Source organism: Bradyrhizobium sp. MI1.11 (genome assembly GCF_055811255.1).
In genome coordinates, this window is record NZ_JBVVPM010000032.1 from 57,518 (window position 1) to 72,535 (window position 15,018).

Here is a 15,018-nt window from a genome sequence, read left to right on the forward strand (position 1 = left end):
CGGCATACGCCGCGGTCCCGTTATTTGCCGGTCGTGGGTCGCACTTCGGTGACGTGGCCCATCTTGCGGCCGGGACGCGGCGCGCCCTTGCCGTAAATGTGCACGGTCGCGCCCGGCACGCTCAGCCAGTTCTCATACTCGTTGATCTCGTCGCCGATCAGATTGGTCATGGTGACGACTTCGCCGTGGCGCACGGGCTTGCCGAGAGGCCAGCCGGCAATGGCGCGAATGTGCTGCTCGAACTGCGAGACGGACGCACCGTCGAGCGTCCAGTGTCCGGAATTGTGCACGCGCGGAGCGATCTCGTTGACCAGCACCTTGGGTCCGGTGCCGTTGGCGAGCACGAACATCTCGACGGCAAGCACGCCGACATAATCGAGCGCGCCCGCGATCTTGCCGGCGATGCTGCGCGCTTCCTCGGCGAGCACATCCGGGATCCGCGCGGGCGCACGGGAGATCTTCAGGATGTGGTCGCGGTGCTCGTTTTCGGTGACGTCGAAACACTCGACCTGGCCTGTGGCCGAGCGGGCGGCGATCACGGAAATCTCACGCTCGTACGGCACGAAGGCTTCCAGGATGGCCGATTTGGTGGCGAGACTGGTCCACACTTTCGCGATGTCGTCGCCCTCGCGGATGATGGCCTGGCCCTTGCCGTCATAGCCGAAGCGACGGGTCTTCAGCACTGCCGGAAGGCCGATCCTGGCGATCGCCTCGCGCAATGACGGGACCGAGGTGACGTCGGCATAGGCCGCGGTGCCGATGCCGAGCCGGGTCACGAAATCCTTTTCGGCGAGTCGGTCCTGGGTGGTCTCGAGAATCTTGCGGTTGGGCAGCACCGGGCGGCGCGCATCCAGCACCATCGCGGCCGCGGACGGCACGTTCTCGAATTCGTAGGTGATGACGTCGACGTCGTTGGCGAACAGCTCGAGTGCTTCGACATCGGCGTATTCGGCGCAGGTCGCATTCAGGACGACGTCGAAGGCCGGTGAGTCCGGATCGGGCGAGAACACCTGGCAGCGCAGGCCGAGCCGGGCCGCCGCCATGGCCAGCATCCGCCCTAATTGTCCGCCGCCGAGAATGCCAATGGTGTCGCCGGGCTTCAGCTTCACCTGCTTTGCGTCAGTCACGCCTTGTCCTCCGGGCGCTCGGCCACGGCCTCGGTCTGCGCCTTGCGCCAGGCCGCGAGGCGGTCGGACAAGGCCGGGTCGGACAAGGCCAGCACGGCGGCCGCCAGCAGCGCCGCATTGATGGCGCCGGCCTTGCCGATCGCGAGGGTGCCGACCGGGACGCCTGCGGGCATCTGGACGATCGAATAGAGCGAATCGATGCCTTTGAGTGTCCTCGATTCGACGGGAACGCCGAACACGGGCAGTTCCGTCAGCGCCGCCGCCATGCCGGGCAGGTGGGCTGCGCCGCCCGCGCCGGCGATGATGACCTTGTAACCAGCCGCCTTGGCGCCCTTGGCGAACGTAAACAGCCGGTCGGGGGTGCGGTGGGCTGAAACGATGCGGGTGTCGGCGGCAACGCCGAGTCCTGCGAGCGTGTCGGCGGCATGCCGCATCGTGTCCCAGTCCGACTGGCTTCCCATGATGATGGCGATCGGCGCGGTCATGACGTGAATTGTGCTCGAAAAACAGGAAGATAGGCCAGATTAGCGGTTCCGGCCGGTGGCTCGCAAGGCGGTGGCAAGGAGAAGGGAATGCACTATCCTGTCTTGGTGAATCCCCGCAAGCCTTCATTGAGCAGGATGCCCATGAAGAAACCAAAAAGGGCGAGCGCTGCGAAGGCCAAAAAGGGCCCGAAAACCAGCGCCGCTCGCTCCAAAGTTGCTCTTAAGCGTCCGGTCAAGCGTCCGACCAGACCGTCGCGACGCGGAGCGTCTGCCGATGACGGCGCCAAAGCGGTCATCAAGACGGCCATCAACGCGACCATCCGTGACCTCCGGAGCAAGCTGAAGGGGGCGCTGCGGCGGGTCGCGGAGCTCGAGGCGGCCGCCGACACCGACTTCCTGCTCGAAATTCCGAACCGGCGCGGCTTCGAACGCGAACTCGGACGCGCCGTCGCCTACATGAAGCGCTACCGCGCCAGCGGCGCGCTGATCGTGCTCGACGTCGATCGGCTGAAGCCGATCAACGATTCCTTCGGCCATGCGGCCGGCGACGAGGTGCTGAAGGCGATTGCCACCACGCTGACGCGGCAGATCCGCGCCTCCGACGTGGTCGGCCGGCTCGGCGGCGACGAGTTCGCGCTGCTGCTCTGGAATCTCAGCGAGACCGACGCCAAGGCGAAGGCCGCGGCCTTCGAGCAGGCTGTCGACGAATTGTCCTTTGTCTTTCGCGGCCAGCACGTAAGCGCGGGCGCTTCCGCCGGCGTGGCCCTGCTCGGGGTACAGTCCGACGCCGCGCGCGCCCTGGAAGAGGCCGATGCCGCGATGTATGTGCGCAAGGCGCACCGGCGGCACGAGCCGCGCATCAGGCTCGTCAGCAGCTAGTTAAAGCGTGCCGAGGTCCTTCGGTACGTTGCCAAAGCTGCGGAGCAGTTTGGCGTCGCCGAATTCGCCGGTCATGGGATCGCCGCTGCGGCTGAACGCGACGGCGCCGGTGTGGCCGGCGCCGTGCGACATAACCTCGGCGCGCCGTAACGCGGCCGCCGCGGTCTGGCATTCCTCGGCCGCACCTGCGACTGGCGATCCGTCCTCGTCGGTCAGGAAAGGTAATGCAACGTAATAGGTGACATCGGACATGGTCGGCTCCGATAGCTGACAGCTCAGGCTGCGCTGCTCTTGCTCCGCATCTTGCTGCGTGAGGTCTCCGGAATGCAGCCGGCGGAAATGGCCGCCTGCAATTCCTCCAGCTCGGCCTCCAGATATTCATTGGCCATGATCAGCGCCTTGATGGTGCTGCGCAGATTGCCGTCGCACATCGCGATCGCCTGATCGCAGGCTTGTTCATAATGGCTGTTGTCGAGAAGGGCGGTTGTCGACATCTGCGTTTTCCTTGGACGGTTTTCCTGGGGGCGTTGGTGTGCAAATGTTCTTATTTTGTTCCTTTCGAGTCAAGCGGATTCGCGTGCGGCGAGCTGCCGTAAAGCTCTCCTCCTGTGGATCAGGCGATGATGTCGGGCGTGATCTGGTCTTCGATGAACGCGATACGGTCACGCAACAACAGCTTGCGTTTCTTCAACCGCTGTAACCGCAACAGGTCGGGCGCGGGCGATTGATGCAGTGCATCGATCGCCACATCGAGATCTCGGTGTTCCTGGTGCAACCGGGCGAGCTCGGATTCGAGTTCGCGCGCATCTTCATTGGTCATGTCTGCGGTGGCCGAAAAACCGATAGGCGTGAGATTAAGGCTGTGGATGCCCTGTGGAAACTATCGTCCTTGCGCGCCGTGATCGCAAGCGATCTCGGGCTGTCCTGCGCCGATCTCCCGCGAGATATTTTTGGGGTCGCTGCGGCGTTGCGCAAGCGCATTGATATCACGGATTTTTCCCGCGTGGTTCCCTTACTCACGCTTCGTTACATATGAATTTTTAAAAATGACACTGCGACGACTGATATCCATCGACAGAACGAATCGGTGATGTACACTTCCTCGTCCGGTCGAATCCAAGGTTCACCCCTACCGAGGAGGTTTCGAATGACAATTCAGGCACATCTGGTTGAATTGGAACGGAAGCATAAAACTCTCGAAAACGAATTGCACGAAGCTCTCGTGCACCTTTCAACAGACGACCTGCAAATTGTTGAGTTGAAGCGCCGGAAGTTGATGGTCAAGGACCAGATCGAGCGTCTCAGGCACGGCGACACGCTCCACTAGTAACCCCCGTAACAGCGTAGAGTTGATCGCACCCTTTCAGGCAGGGATGGGAGTCTTTGCGCTCATCCCTGCTGCAAGGCGCGCACCGTGCAAGGATTTGTGCGGCTCTAGCTTCTTGTCTGGACGCGGTTCTTTACGCGCAACTGGAATCCACTTCGCTTTAAACCACTAGACATTTGCGAGCTCGGCGACGTGATCCGCGATCGCGAGCGATGACGTCAACCCGGGCGACTCGATGCCGAACAGGTTGATCACGCCTTCGACGCCGTGATCGCGCGGGCCCTGCATCAAGAAATCCTGCGTGGCCACCGCCGGCGGCACGATCTTCGGGCGGATGCCCGAATAGCTCGGCATGAGCGCGCCGTCAGGCAGCGTCGGCCAGTATTTGCGGATCGCCGGATAGAAGCGCTCGGCGCGTGATGGGTCGACCTCATAATTGATCGTCTCGATCCATTCGACGTCCGGGCCGAAACGTGCCTGCCCGGCCATGTCCAGCGTCAGATGCACCCCTAGCCCGCCGGGCTCGGGCACCGGATAGATCAGGCGCGAGAACGGCGCCCTGGCATTGCAGCTGAAGTAGTTTCCCTTGGCGAGGTAGGCCGTCGGGATCCGTTCCAGCGGCATGCCCTCGATGTTGCGCGCCACCTTGGTCGCCGAGAGCCCGGCGGCGTTGACGAGGAGGCTGCATTGCAGCGTCATCGGCGCTTCGCCGCCCGCCTCGATTTCAATGACGCCGGCGGTGGCCTTGGCACGGATCAGCGGGGTGTGAAACGCGAAGGCCGCGCCCGCGTCCTCGGCTTCGCCGCGCAGCGAGAGCATGTAGGCGTGGCTGTCTATGATGCCAGTCGACGGCGACAGCAGCGCGGCGTCGCAGGCGAGCGCCGGCTCAAGCGCACATGCCGCATCGCCCGTGAGCAACTGCATGTCGAGCACGCCGTTGGCCTCGGCATGCGCCTTGATCGATTGCAGCTTCTCGGTTTCTTTCGGATTGGTCGCGACGATCAGCTTGCCGCTATTCCTGTGCGGGATGCCGCGCTCGGAACAGTAGCGGTAGAGCGCGTGCTTGCCGTCGACGCACATGCGCGCCATCCAGCTTCCGGCGCGGTAGTAGATGCCGGCATGGATCACCTCGCTGTTGCGCGAGGAGGTGATGGTGCCGATGGCCTCGGCTTCCTCGAGCACGATCACCTCGCGCCCGGCTTGCGCCAGCTTGCGAGCCACCGCGAGCCCGATCACGCCGGCTCCGACGACGACGCAGTCGACCCTATCCATGGTAGTGCAGGACGTCCGCTCGAAGCGACGATGGCCTCACGCCTGGGACCGGCGGCGCGGGGGCGTTTTCCGTTAACGAAGCATTTATCATGTCAGGGCAATTGCCGTATTTGATGCCACATTTTTTCGTTGCGCGTACAGGCGTTTACCCGATCCAAACCCGCGAGGCCAGACAATCCGACGTTGAAATCGCGGGTGGCTGATGGCTGAGAAGAACTGGCACGCGGGCAGCGCGCTTCCGATTGCGGTGCAGGCCGTCGTGTGCCTGGCCGCAGCGGTGACGCCTGCGCGCGCCTTTGCCCTCTCCGACAGCTTCACTCCTCCGAGCTATCTCGGCCACCTCGATCCCAACGTGATCTGGGAAGCTCTGATCGCGGGCATCGTGATCTGCTCGTTCCTCGTCGCGATCGCGCTGTGGATCCATTCCTCGCTGCGCCGGACCAGGCGTCTGCAGCTGCGGCGCAATGCCTTCGTCTCCTCCGCGATGAACAATCTCAACCAGGGCGTGGTGATGACGGATGCGCAGCGGCGCATCATCTTCTGCAACGACCGCTATATCGAGATTTACGGCCTGGCGCGGTCGGATCTCTGGGCCGACATGAACGGCTACGAACTCCTTGAGCTGCGACGCAAGCGCGGTGTGCTCGGGGGCGCCTCCAACGACGAGTTCTATGAGAAGGCGGCAAGCACCAACGGCTTGATCACCGAACTGCCGGACGGGCGGGCCATCCTGGTGAAATATTTCGTGCTGCCCAATGGCGGCTCGGTGACGACGCATCTGGACGTCAGCGAGCAGCGCAGGCTGTCGCGGCAGCTCGCCTCCACCAAGCAGTTCCTGGAAACATTGCTGGACCACGTGCCGGCCTGCGTGGCCGCGAAGAACATCGAGGATGGTCGCTACATCTTCGCCAACAGCGCTTATGAGCGGTTCTGGGGCTTCTCGCGCGACCATGTCGTCGGCAAGAACGCGCGCGAGCTGTTTGCGCCTGTCTCGGCGGACAGCATCGAGGCGACCGACCGGGCGGCACTCGATTCGCAGGACGGCCAGTTTCGCAACGAATTCGAGGTCGACCGCGCCGGTGAGCGGCGCATGGTTGCCTCGATCCGGATCGTGGTCCGCAACGAGAGCAACAAGCCCGAATTCCTGATGCTCGTGTTTGAGGACATCACCGATCGCCGCTCGCTGTCGAAGGAGCTGGAGAGCACGAAGAAGTTCCTGGAGCTCGTGGTCGACAACATCCCGGTGGCCCTGATCGTCGAGCAGGTCAAGGACGGCCGCTACCTGCTCGCCAACCGCAGCGCGGAGACGATCCTCAACCGCAGGCGCGAGGAAGCCACGGGCCTGACCGCGTCCGACATCTTCAATCCCAAGGAAGCCAAGCTGATCATTGCGCGCGACGAAGCCGCGATCAAGAAGCGCGGGATGATCACCGAAGAGCACCCGATCTCCACCAAGGACGGGCTGCGGCTGTTCCTCACCCGCCGCGCCACCGTGCTGAGCGACACCGGCGAGCCGCAATATCTGATCAAGACCCACGAGGACGTCACCGATCGCCGGCAGACCGAGTCGCGCATGGCGCACATGGCCTATCACGACGGCCTCACCGATTTGCCGAACCGTGCCGCTTTCCTGCAGGCGTTGACCCAGATGATCGAGGCCTGCGAGGGCACCGGCGAGGAGTTCGCGGTTCTGTGCGTCGATCTCGACGGCCTCAAGGAGGTCAATGACGTCTTCGGTCATGCGCACGGCGACAAGCTCCTGGTCGAGGTGGCCCAGCGGCTCCAGGACTCCGCGCGCGGCGGCGTGGTGGCGCGCCTGTCTGGCGACGAGTTCGGCCTGATCATCGACGGCAAGCAGCCGGAGGCAGGTCTCGCGCTGGCGCAGCAGATCGGTGATGCCGTCGCCAAGGAATTCCAGATTGACGGCCGCCCGGTCCGTGCCGGCGTCACCACCGGCATGTCGATCTTCCCGCACAACGGCGCCGACGCCGCCTCGTTGCTCGCCAATGCCGGCGCGGCGCTGTTCCGCGCCAAGCAGAAATCGCGCGGCACGATCAGCCTGTTCCAGCCGGAGATGGACCAGCAGATCCGCGATCGCCGCGTGCTGCACCAGGATCTCTCGATGGCGATCAAGAACGGCGAGCTCTCGCTCGCCTTCCAGCCGCAGGGAGCAGCGGGCCACAGCGTCGCCGAGAGCGAGATCATCGGCTTCGAGGCGCTGGCGCGCTGGCAGCATCCGGTGCGCGGCCAGGTCTCCCCGGCCGAATTCATCCCGATCGCGGAGGAAAGCGGCCTGATCGTCGAGATGGGCGAGTGGATCCTGCGCGAGGCCTGCCGCGAAGCCGCGTCCTGGCCGACGCCGCTTCAGATCGCGGTCAACCTGTCGCCGGCGCAGTTCATGCACGGCGACGTGGTCGGGCTCGTCCATTCCATCCTGCTCGAGACGGGTCTTGCCCCCGGCCGGCTCGAACTCGAGATCACCGAGGGGGTGCTGATCGAGGACTTCGATCGCGGCCTTGCGCTGCTGCGCCGGCTCAAGGCGCTCGGCGTGCGCATTTCCATGGACGATTTCGGCAGCGGTTATTCATCGCTGAGCTATCTCCAGGCGTTCCCGTTCGACAAGATCAAGATCGACCGCGCCTTCATCATCAATCTCGGCCGCAACCCGCAATCGGCAGCGATCGTGCGCGCGGTGATCGATCTCGGGCATGGCCTGGAAATGTCGATCGTCGCCGAGGGCGTCGAGACGCTGGAACAGCTTGCCTTCCTCGCCGCGGAAGGCTGTGACGGCGTGCAGGGCTATCTGCTCGGCAAGCCCCTGCCGATCGGAAAATATGCCGGCCTCGTTGGTCGCGCCGAAGTCATGGAGCTTGCGCTCAAGACCGGTTAGAGCGTTTTCGAGCGAAGTGCCGGTTCGCGTCAAGAAAACGCGCCAAACTGGAATCCAGAGCCCCGTTCCGATTTCATCGGAACGGAAATGGCTCTAGAGATGGCGAGCGTTTCGCTCCCATTCGACGGCTTCATGGCGGATTACGATCTTGCGATCATCGGCGGCGGCCTGAACGGTGTCAGCCTCGCGCGCGATGCCGCCGGCCGCGGCCTGCGGGTCATCCTGTTGGAGCAGGGCGATCTCGGCGGCGCGGCGTCCTCGGCAACACCGCGGCTGATCCACGGCGATCTCTCGGTCCTGGAACGGCGCGGCTTCCGAAGGGTGCGCCGGTCGCTCGCCGAGCGCCGGACCTGGCTGCGGATCGCGCCGCATCTGGTTCGGCCAATGCGCTTCGTGATCCCGGCGCATTCCGACGAGCGCCCACCATGGCTGCTGCGCGTTGGCCTATTCCTCTACGACAGCCTCACCGGCCGGAGCGGCCTGCCTGCAACGGCGACCCTCGACATCACGCATCATCCGGTCGGCAACGCGCTGAAACGACCATTCGGCACGGCCTTCGAATATTCGGACTGCGTCGTCGACGATTCCCGACTGGTGGTGCTCACGGCACTGGATGCGGCCGAGCGCGGCGCCGTGATTCGGACTGGAGCGCGCTGTGTGCGTGCCGATCGAACCGATACATGGCGGCTCGCGGTGGTCGACCGCGGCCATCGTCGCACGATCACGGCCCGGGCACTGGCCAACGCCACCGGCGGCTGGACGTCGATGGTCGCCGAGACCGTGCTGCGGCAGCCGCAACCCGCCATGGTGGCGACGCAGATGAGCCAGATCATCGTCCCGCGGTTGTTTGATTCCGATAACGTCTACGTCTTCCAGAACAGCGATGGCCGGCTGATCTTCGCGAGTCCTATCGAGCGCGATTTCACCCTGATCGGAACAGTAACGCACGATTTCACCGGCGATCCCGCGATCGTCGCGATGCCGGGGGCCGATGTCGGCTATCTCTGCGAAGCGGCGAGCCGCTATTTCCGCGAGCGCGTTGCCCCGACCGACGTGGTGCGCGCGGTCTCCGGCGTCAACCTGACGCTGGCGTCCGCGCGCCGGCGTGACGGCACGACGCTGTTCGACGCGCGGCGGCGCAAGGCGCCGCTGATCACGATGTTCGGCGGTGACGTCACCACCTCGCGCCTGCGGGCGGAGCGCGCGGTGACGAAGTTGACGCCGTTCTATCCGATGTCGCCGCCCTGGACCGCCGGCGCGGCGCTGCCCGGCGGAGATTTTGCCTGGGACCGTTTCGACACCGAGGTCGATCTTGCGCGCGACCGTTGGCGCTTTCTGTCGGAGACGCAGGCCCAACGCCTCGTCGCGGCCTATGGCTCGCGGCTATCGGTCGTGCTTGCCGAGGCGAAGACCCGGGACGATCTCGGCGCCGCCTTCGGTCCCGAGCTGACGGGCGCCGAGGTGCGCTATCTCATGACCCACGAATGGGCGCGTTTTCCCGAGGACATCCTGTGGCGCCGCTCCAAGCTCGGCCTGACCATGCCGGAGGCTGACCGCGATGCGCTGGCGGCGTTCATGGCGGGTGTGGGCTAGTCAGTGGTAGCCCGGATGGAGCGAAGCGCAATCCGGGAAAGTCTCACCGCTGACAGACCGTCCCGGATTACGCTGGCGCTCCATCCGGGCTACGGGGCTGTAGTGGACGCTACTCCCGAACCGGTTGAGCTGGGGACGATCGGCCGCTAGCGTGCGGCGGGATTGGGGTTGGCAGGGACCATGACTGACGAGTTGCCCGGAACAGACGCGGCTGCGGCTGCGGTTGGAGAGACGCAGTTCGCGGCCGGCGAGCCGCTGCTGCGCATCGAGGGCGTCGCCAAGACGTTCGGGACGTTCCGGGCCGTCGACGGCGTGTCGCTCGACATCAAGGCCGGCGAGTTCTTTGCACTGCTCGGGCCCAGCGGCTGCGGCAAGACCACGCTTCTGCGCATGCTCGCCGGTTTCGAAGCGCCGGATCAAGGGCGCATCCTGCTCGGCGGCAAGGACATCGCGCAGGCGCTACCGCATGAGCGGCCGATCAACATGATGTTCCAGAACTACGCGCTGTTTCCGCACCTGTCGGTCCGCGACAACATCGCCTTCGGCCTGAAGCGCGCCGGCATGGCGCGCGCCGACATCGCCACGCGCGTTGCGGAGATGGTCGCGCTGGTGAAGCTCGATGGGCTCGAGAAGCGCAAGCCCGATCAGCTCTCCGGTGGCCAGCGCCAACGCGTGGCGTTGGCGCGCGCACTGGCGCGACGCCCGCAGCTCCTTCTGCTCGACGAGCCGCTCGCAGCGCTGGACAAGAAGCTGCGCGAAAGCACCCAAGGCGAGCTGATGGAGCTGCAGCGCCGGCTCGGCATGACCTTCATCATCGTCACCCACGATCAGGAAGAGGCGATGACGATGGCGAGCCGGATCGGCGTGATGAGGGACGGCAAGCTCGCGCAGGTCGCCAGCCCGCGCGAGCTCTACGAGGCGCCACGCTCGCGCTGGATCGCGGAGTTTGTCGGCGACATCAACCTGTTCGACGCCGAGTCCAAATTGCGCGACGGTCATCGTCTGGTCATAGGCACGCGCGATGCGGGACCGTTGGTTGTGGCGGAGCCGCGCGAGCCGTTCGGCGAGGGCAGATTATCGGTTGCGATCCGCCCCGAGAAGGTCAAGCTGTCGCGCCGTGGTCCGGTGCGGGAAGCCGGTCATGAAACGGCAATCAACCAGCTGGACGGCGTGATTGCCGACATCTGCTATCTCGGCGGCACCACCACTTACAAGGTGAAGCTCGACGCCGGCGGGATGGTGCAGGCTTCGGTCGCCAACAGCGCGCGCCTCGATGTCGACGCCTACAGCCTGAACCAGCCTGTCGTCGCCTGGTTCACGCCCGACGACTGCGTGGTGCTGCCGTCATGAGCGCGCGCCGCATTTTTGCGCGACCCGCTCGCCTTGCCGCGATCGCGCCCTATGTCTGGATGGTGCTGTTCTTCCTGGTGCCGTTCGGCTTCGTGCTGAAGATCAGCCTGTCGCAGACGGCGATCGCGCAGCCGCCTTACGAGCCGGTGTTCGACCTGATGGCGGGATGGGGGGCGCTGAAGGCCGCCTTTGCTGCGCTGTCGATCGACAATTTCAAGCTGCTCGTCTCCGACGACATCTACGTGTTCGCCTATGTGCGTAGCCTCACCGTCGCCGTCACCGCGACCGCAATGTTGCTCCTGATCGGTTATCCCATCGCCTACGGCATGGCGCGGCTGCCGACGCGCTGGCAGGCCGTGGCGATGGTGCTGGTGATCGTGCCGTTCTGGACCTCGTTCCTGATCCGCATCTATGCCTGGATCAACATCCTCCAGCATGACGGCCTGCTCAACCAGATCCTGCTGGTGCTGCATCTGGTCAGCCAACCGGTGGTGTGGCTCTCCACCGACAGCGCGATGTATATCGGCATCGTCTATTCCTACCTGCCGTTCATGATCCTGCCGCTCTATGCCACGCTCGCCAAAATGGAGCCGGTGCTGGAGGAGGCCGCCTCCGATCTCGGCGCACCGCGCTGGCAGGTGTTCTGGCTCGTCACCTTCCCGCTGTCGTTGCCCGGCGTCGGCGCCGGCGTGCTGCTGTGCTTCATCCCCATCGTCGGCGAGTTCGTCATTCCTGATCTTTTGGCCGGCTCCAATTCCCTGATGATCGGCCAGACCCTGTGGCTCGAATTCTTCACCAACAAGGACTGGCCGGTCGCCTCCGCCGCGGCCATCGTGTTGTTGGTGGTGCTGCTGGTCCCGCTGCTGCTGTACGAACGGCTGCAGAAGCGGCAGCTGGAACAGGGGCGGTGAGGCGATGCGCAAGGTCTCCCGCCTGTCCCGCTTCAACGTCGTCTCGCTCGCGCTGGGTCTGGCTTTCCTCTATCTGCCGATCCTGATCCTCGTGATCTATTCCTTCAACGCCTCGCGGCTGGTGACGGTGTGGGGTGGCTGGTCGCTGCGCTGGTATCACGAGTTCTTCAATGACCGCGCCATGATCGAGGCGGCCTGGATGAGCCTGCGCGTCGCGGTTTCGTCGGCGACCATTGCGACCCTGATCGGCACGCTCGCCGCCGTGGCGCTGTCGCGCGGCGAGCGGTTTCGCGGCCGCACCCTGTTCTCCGGCATGCTCTATGCGCCGCTGGTGATGCCGGAGGTGATCACCGGATTGTCGCTGCTGCTGCTGTTCGTGGCGCTGAACGCCGAGCGCGGCTTCTGGACGGTGACGATCGCCCACACCACGCTGACGATGTGCTTCGTCGCCGTCGTCGTGCAGTCCCGCCTCGGCTCGCTCGACCGTTCATTAGAAGAGGCCGCGATGGACCTCGGCTGCGACCCCGTGCGGGCGTTCGTGGCCGTGACGCTGCCGCTGATTGCGCCCGCGATCGTCGCGGGCTGGATGCTCGCCTTCACGCTGTCGCTGGACGATCTCGTGATCGCGAGCTTCACCACCGGCCCGGGCTCCGCGACGCTGCCGATCCGGATCTATTCAGAGGTACGGCTGGGAGTGAAGCCCGAGATCAACGCGATCTGCACGCTGGTGATCGCCTTGATCGCGGTCGTCATCGTGATCGCCTCGCTCGCCTCGAAATTGTCGAGCTCGCAGGGCGAAAGCGCGGCGCCGCTTTGAGAGGGGAGGCATTGTGATATTCACCTACCAGGTCCTCGTCCATACGCCGCTCTGGGTCTGGCCCTTGTTCGCCTATCTGGTCTGGCAGGGCATCAAGGCGATGCAGCCGCGCAGGACGCCGATCTGGCGCGCGCTGATCGTGCCGGCCGTGTTCATCGTTTGGGGCGTCTCACGGATCGGCTTTGGACATCAGGACGGCACATGGCCGCTGATCGCCTGGATCGCGGCGGCACTGGCGCTACTGCCGCTCGGCGTCCTGACGCCGCGTCCGTTCGATGTCGATCACACGACCGGGGAGATCATTCGTCCCGGCAGCGCGTTTGCGCTGGTCCGCAACCTCGTCGTGTTCTCTCTGCAGTACACGGTTGGCGTGATCTCGGCGATCGATGCGGGCGATCGCGCGGTGGCCTTCATCGCCGGCCGCGCCATTTCGGGCGCGACCGCCGGCTATTTCATCGGCTCGACGGTCGCGCTTCTGATCGCATATCGCAGCAAGCGCGCGGCCGATGTTTAGGACTTCACCGCACCCGCCGTGAGCCCGCCCACCATGTAGCGGCGGAAGGCGTAGTAGATGGCGGCCGGCGGCAGCGCGTAGATGAAGCCGGTCGTCATCAACAGCTCCCACGGCGAGTCGTCGGCGGCGAGGAAGTTGCCGAGCGCGACAGGGAGGGTGATCTCGCGATCGTTTGAGAGCAGCAGGAACGCGTAGAGATATTCGTTCCAAGCGAGCAGCACCGCATAGGTGCCGATCGCGACCAGCGAGGGCATCATCAGCGGCAAGTAGACCAGGCGGAAGATCTGGAGAGTCGTCGCGCCGTCCATCACCGCGGCCTCGTCCAGCTCGACCGGCAGCTTGTCGGAGGCCTGCTTGAGCACCCAGATCGCATAAGGGCTCGCGATCGTCACCATGGCCAGGATCAGCGACCAATGATTGTTGAGCAGGCCGTAATTGCCCATGGTGCGATACATCGGCACCGCGAGGAACGCTGCCGGGATGAAATAGGTGAACAGCGCGAGGTTCATCACGATGCGCCCGCCGGGCACGCGCAACCGCGAGATCGAGAACGCAGCCGCGGTTGCGATGACGAGCGTGAGCACGCCGACGGCTGCCGCGATCACCAGCGAATTCCAGAACTGCACGTAGAAGTCCCGCAGGAAGTAATGCTGCTGCTTGAACACGATTTCGAAGTTGTGCAGCGTCGGATGATCCGGCCACAGCTTGCCCGAGAACGCGTCCTCCTTCGGCGAGATCGCGAACAGGAACATGTGATAGATCGGTATCATCGTCCAGAGCAGGACGGGAATGCCGATCAGGAGCAGCCGCGCCTCGGTCGCGACGTCACGGAGAGAGGGAAGCTTCATCGCGACAACCGTTTCATCATGAAGTACATCAGCGGCAGGACGAACGGTATCGCGCAGACGATGGAGGCCATCGCGAGCGAGAGCTGGTCGAGCCGGAGATAGCGGATGCCGAGCGTCGACAACACGTGCGTGAGGTCGGCCGGGCCGCCGCCGGTGAGCAGATAGACGCTGTTGAAGTCGCCGAGCGTCCAGATCATCGAGAGCAGCGTGCAGGTGATGTAGAGCATCTGCAGCGACGGCCAGGTGATGTAGCGGAATTTCTGCCACCAGCTGGCGCCGTCGACCTCGGCGGCCTCGAACAGATCTTGCGCGATCGCAAGCCGTCCGGTCATCAGGATCAGCGTCCAGAACGGCAGCGATTTCCAGATGTGGACGCCGATTGCCATGGTCAGCGCCACGGTCGGGTCGTTCAGCCAGTTCGGGCCGTCATCACCGGTCAAGTTGAAGATGAGGTGGTTGACCATGCCCCATTCGGGGTTGAACATGAAGCGCACCGACAGGATGGTCGGAATTGACGGCACTGCCCAGGGCAGGATGAAGACCACCGAGAGCCATTTGATCCAGGTGCGCTGCTGCGCGAAGAAGCCGGACAAAAACAGCGCGATCAGCATCTTGATGTTGATGCCGATGACCAGGAAGATCAGCGTGTTGACGGCGGCGCGCGCGAAGATCGGGTCGTTATAGAGCGCGACATAATTCGACGGGGCCCGCGCCAGCCATAGCCCGTAACAGACGGGGTAGACGACGAAGGCAAGGAAAACGAGCAAATAGGGTGCGAGCAGCACGATGCCCCAGATTTGCGTCGGGGTCAGCCGCGACGACAAGGGCGGTGCGGGGATCGACTGATCACCAGAGAGCGTAATCGCCATTCTTTTTGGACTCTTCAAAGAGTTGCGGGGCGGGGCGCCCCGCCCGGGGGGGTGTTTTTAAAAAAAACCCCCGGGGGGGGGGGGGGGGGGGGTGTTAAAAACCACCCCCCCTAGAGGGGGGGGAGAAGTAGATGCA

General features: G+C 64.4%; 16 protein-coding genes. 8 read left to right on the plus strand and 8 right to left on the minus strand.

The annotated features are described in order from the left end of the window. Positions 1-20 precede the first annotated feature (20 nt). Both AC0L30_RS27810 and purE read right to left on the minus strand, forming a co-directional pair. A complete protein-coding gene (locus AC0L30_RS27810; RefSeq protein ID WP_219681688.1) occupies positions 21-1,127 on the minus strand; it encodes a 5-(carboxyamino)imidazole ribonucleotide synthase in 1,107 nt (368 codons plus the stop codon). Then, the gene (gene purE / locus AC0L30_RS27815; RefSeq protein WP_473405663.1) at positions 1,124-1,612 is read right to left on the minus strand and encodes a 5-(carboxyamino)imidazole ribonucleotide mutase; all 489 of its coding nucleotides are present in this window, start codon (positions 1,610-1,612) and stop codon (positions 1,124-1,126) included. Before purE ends, AC0L30_RS27810 begins: the two co-directional genes overlap by 4 nt. A gap of 141 nt (positions 1,613-1,753) precedes the next feature. Between purE and AC0L30_RS27820 the strand changes: the two genes are divergently transcribed. After that, a complete protein-coding gene (locus tag AC0L30_RS27820) occupies positions 1,754-2,491 on the plus strand; it encodes a GGDEF domain-containing protein (RefSeq protein WP_219681687.1) in 738 nt (245 codons plus the stop codon). Here the strand turns inward: AC0L30_RS27820 and AC0L30_RS27825 are convergent, their stop codons facing one another. From AC0L30_RS27825 to AC0L30_RS27835, 3 genes are all read right to left on the minus strand, one after another. Next, positions 2,492-2,743 (minus strand): hypothetical protein, encoded by a 252-nt coding sequence (locus AC0L30_RS27825; RefSeq protein WP_007596257.1) that lies wholly within the window; start codon positions 2,741-2,743, stop codon positions 2,492-2,494. A gap of 23 nt (positions 2,744-2,766) precedes the next feature. Then, positions 2,767-2,985, minus strand: a complete 219-nt coding sequence (locus tag AC0L30_RS27830; protein ID WP_025034151.1) for a hypothetical protein — start codon at positions 2,983-2,985, stop codon at positions 2,767-2,769. A gap of 119 nt (positions 2,986-3,104) precedes the next feature. Further along, positions 3,105-3,311, minus strand: coding sequence for a YdcH family protein (locus AC0L30_RS27835; RefSeq protein WP_007596255.1), 207 nt, complete (start codon positions 3,309-3,311; stop codon positions 3,105-3,107). 327 nt (positions 3,312-3,638) lie between these two features. On the opposite strand from AC0L30_RS27835, the gene AC0L30_RS27840 reads away from it, so the two are divergent. Next, on the plus strand, positions 3,639-3,818 hold the full coding sequence (locus AC0L30_RS27840) for a YdcH family protein (RefSeq protein ID WP_007596254.1): 180 nt from the start codon (positions 3,639-3,641) through the stop codon (positions 3,816-3,818). 168 nt (positions 3,819-3,986) lie between these two features. Here AC0L30_RS27840 and AC0L30_RS27845 read toward each other — a convergent pair whose 3' ends face one another. Further along, positions 3,987-5,090, minus strand: a complete 1,104-nt coding sequence (locus AC0L30_RS27845) for an NAD(P)/FAD-dependent oxidoreductase (RefSeq protein ID WP_473405664.1) — start codon at positions 5,088-5,090, stop codon at positions 3,987-3,989. 202 nt (positions 5,091-5,292) lie between these two features. Between AC0L30_RS27845 and AC0L30_RS27850 the strand changes: the two genes are divergently transcribed. The 6 genes from AC0L30_RS27850 (at position 5,293) to AC0L30_RS27875 (ending at position 13,165) form a co-directional block, all read left to right on the plus strand. Further along, the gene (locus AC0L30_RS27850) at positions 5,293-7,980 is read left to right on the plus strand and encodes an EAL domain-containing protein (RefSeq protein ID WP_219681686.1); all 2,688 of its coding nucleotides are present in this window, start codon (positions 5,293-5,295) and stop codon (positions 7,978-7,980) included. Between the two features lie 132 nt (positions 7,981-8,112). After that, positions 8,113-9,573: a glycerol-3-phosphate dehydrogenase gene (locus AC0L30_RS27855; protein ID WP_219681731.1), complete on the plus strand. Its 1,461-nt coding sequence runs from the start codon at positions 8,113-8,115 to the stop codon at positions 9,571-9,573. A gap of 180 nt (positions 9,574-9,753) precedes the next feature. Continuing rightward, complete coding sequence (locus tag AC0L30_RS27860; RefSeq protein ID WP_473405665.1) at positions 9,754-10,923, plus strand: ABC transporter ATP-binding protein; 1,170 nt, start codon at positions 9,754-9,756, stop codon at positions 10,921-10,923. After that, a complete protein-coding gene (locus AC0L30_RS27865) occupies positions 10,920-11,834 on the plus strand; it encodes an ABC transporter permease (RefSeq protein WP_473405666.1) in 915 nt (304 codons plus the stop codon). Before AC0L30_RS27860 ends, AC0L30_RS27865 begins: the two co-directional genes overlap by 4 nt. Positions 11,835-11,838: 4 nt before the next feature. After that, positions 11,839-12,651 (plus strand): ABC transporter permease, encoded by an 813-nt coding sequence (locus AC0L30_RS27870; protein ID WP_007596248.1) that lies wholly within the window; start codon positions 11,839-11,841, stop codon positions 12,649-12,651. Positions 12,652-12,664: 13 nt separating this feature from the next. Then, positions 12,665-13,165 carry a DUF6622 family protein gene (locus AC0L30_RS27875; RefSeq protein ID WP_473405667.1) on the plus strand — a complete coding sequence of 167 codons (501 nt, stop codon included), beginning with the start codon at positions 12,665-12,667 and terminating at the stop codon, positions 13,163-13,165. Here the strand turns inward: AC0L30_RS27875 and AC0L30_RS27880 are convergent. Continuing rightward, a complete protein-coding gene (locus AC0L30_RS27880) occupies positions 13,162-14,013 on the minus strand; it encodes a carbohydrate ABC transporter permease (protein ID WP_007596245.1) in 852 nt (283 codons plus the stop codon). The two genes, AC0L30_RS27875 and AC0L30_RS27880, sit on opposite strands and share 4 nt — an antisense overlap. After that, positions 14,010-14,882: a carbohydrate ABC transporter permease gene (locus tag AC0L30_RS27885; protein ID WP_007596244.1), complete on the minus strand. Its 873-nt coding sequence runs from the start codon at positions 14,880-14,882 to the stop codon at positions 14,010-14,012. Before AC0L30_RS27885 ends, AC0L30_RS27880 begins: the two co-directional genes overlap by 4 nt. Between the last annotated feature and the right edge of the window lie 136 nt (positions 14,883-15,018).

Bases quoted from the DNA above. Each gene is read 5' to 3' on its own strand.
- purE (WP_473405663.1), bottom strand. From the start codon at position 1,612: ATGACCGCGCCGATCGCCATCATCATGGGAAGCCAGTCGGACTGGGAC.
- AC0L30_RS27820 (WP_219681687.1), top strand. From the start codon at position 1,754: ATGAAGAAACCAAAAAGGGCGAGCGCTGCGAAGGCCAAAAAGGGCCCG.
- AC0L30_RS27825 (WP_007596257.1), bottom strand. From the start codon at position 2,743: ATGTCCGATGTCACCTATTACGTTGCATTACCTTTCCTGACCGACGAG.
- AC0L30_RS27830 (WP_025034151.1), bottom strand. From the start codon at position 2,985: ATGTCGACAACCGCCCTTCTCGACAACAGCCATTATGAACAAGCCTGC.
- AC0L30_RS27835 (WP_007596255.1), bottom strand. From the start codon at position 3,311: ATGACCAATGAAGATGCGCGCGAACTCGAATCCGAGCTCGCCCGGTTG.
- AC0L30_RS27840 (WP_007596254.1), top strand. From the start codon at position 3,639: ATGACAATTCAGGCACATCTGGTTGAATTGGAACGGAAGCATAAAACT.
- AC0L30_RS27845 (WP_473405664.1), bottom strand. From the start codon at position 5,090: ATGGATAGGGTCGACTGCGTCGTCGTCGGAGCCGGCGTGATCGGGCTC.
- AC0L30_RS27850 (WP_219681686.1), top strand. From the start codon at position 5,293: ATGGCTGAGAAGAACTGGCACGCGGGCAGCGCGCTTCCGATTGCGGTG.
- AC0L30_RS27855 (WP_219681731.1), top strand. From the start codon at position 8,113: ATGGCGGATTACGATCTTGCGATCATCGGCGGCGGCCTGAACGGTGTC.
- AC0L30_RS27860 (WP_473405665.1), top strand. From the start codon at position 9,754: ATGACTGACGAGTTGCCCGGAACAGACGCGGCTGCGGCTGCGGTTGGA.
- AC0L30_RS27865 (WP_473405666.1), top strand. From the start codon at position 10,920: ATGAGCGCGCGCCGCATTTTTGCGCGACCCGCTCGCCTTGCCGCGATC.
- AC0L30_RS27870 (WP_007596248.1), top strand. From the start codon at position 11,839: ATGCGCAAGGTCTCCCGCCTGTCCCGCTTCAACGTCGTCTCGCTCGCG.
- AC0L30_RS27880 (WP_007596245.1), bottom strand. From the start codon at position 14,013: ATGAAGCTTCCCTCTCTCCGTGACGTCGCGACCGAGGCGCGGCTGCTC.
- AC0L30_RS27885 (WP_007596244.1), bottom strand. From the start codon at position 14,882: ATGGCGATTACGCTCTCTGGTGATCAGTCGATCCCCGCACCGCCCTTG.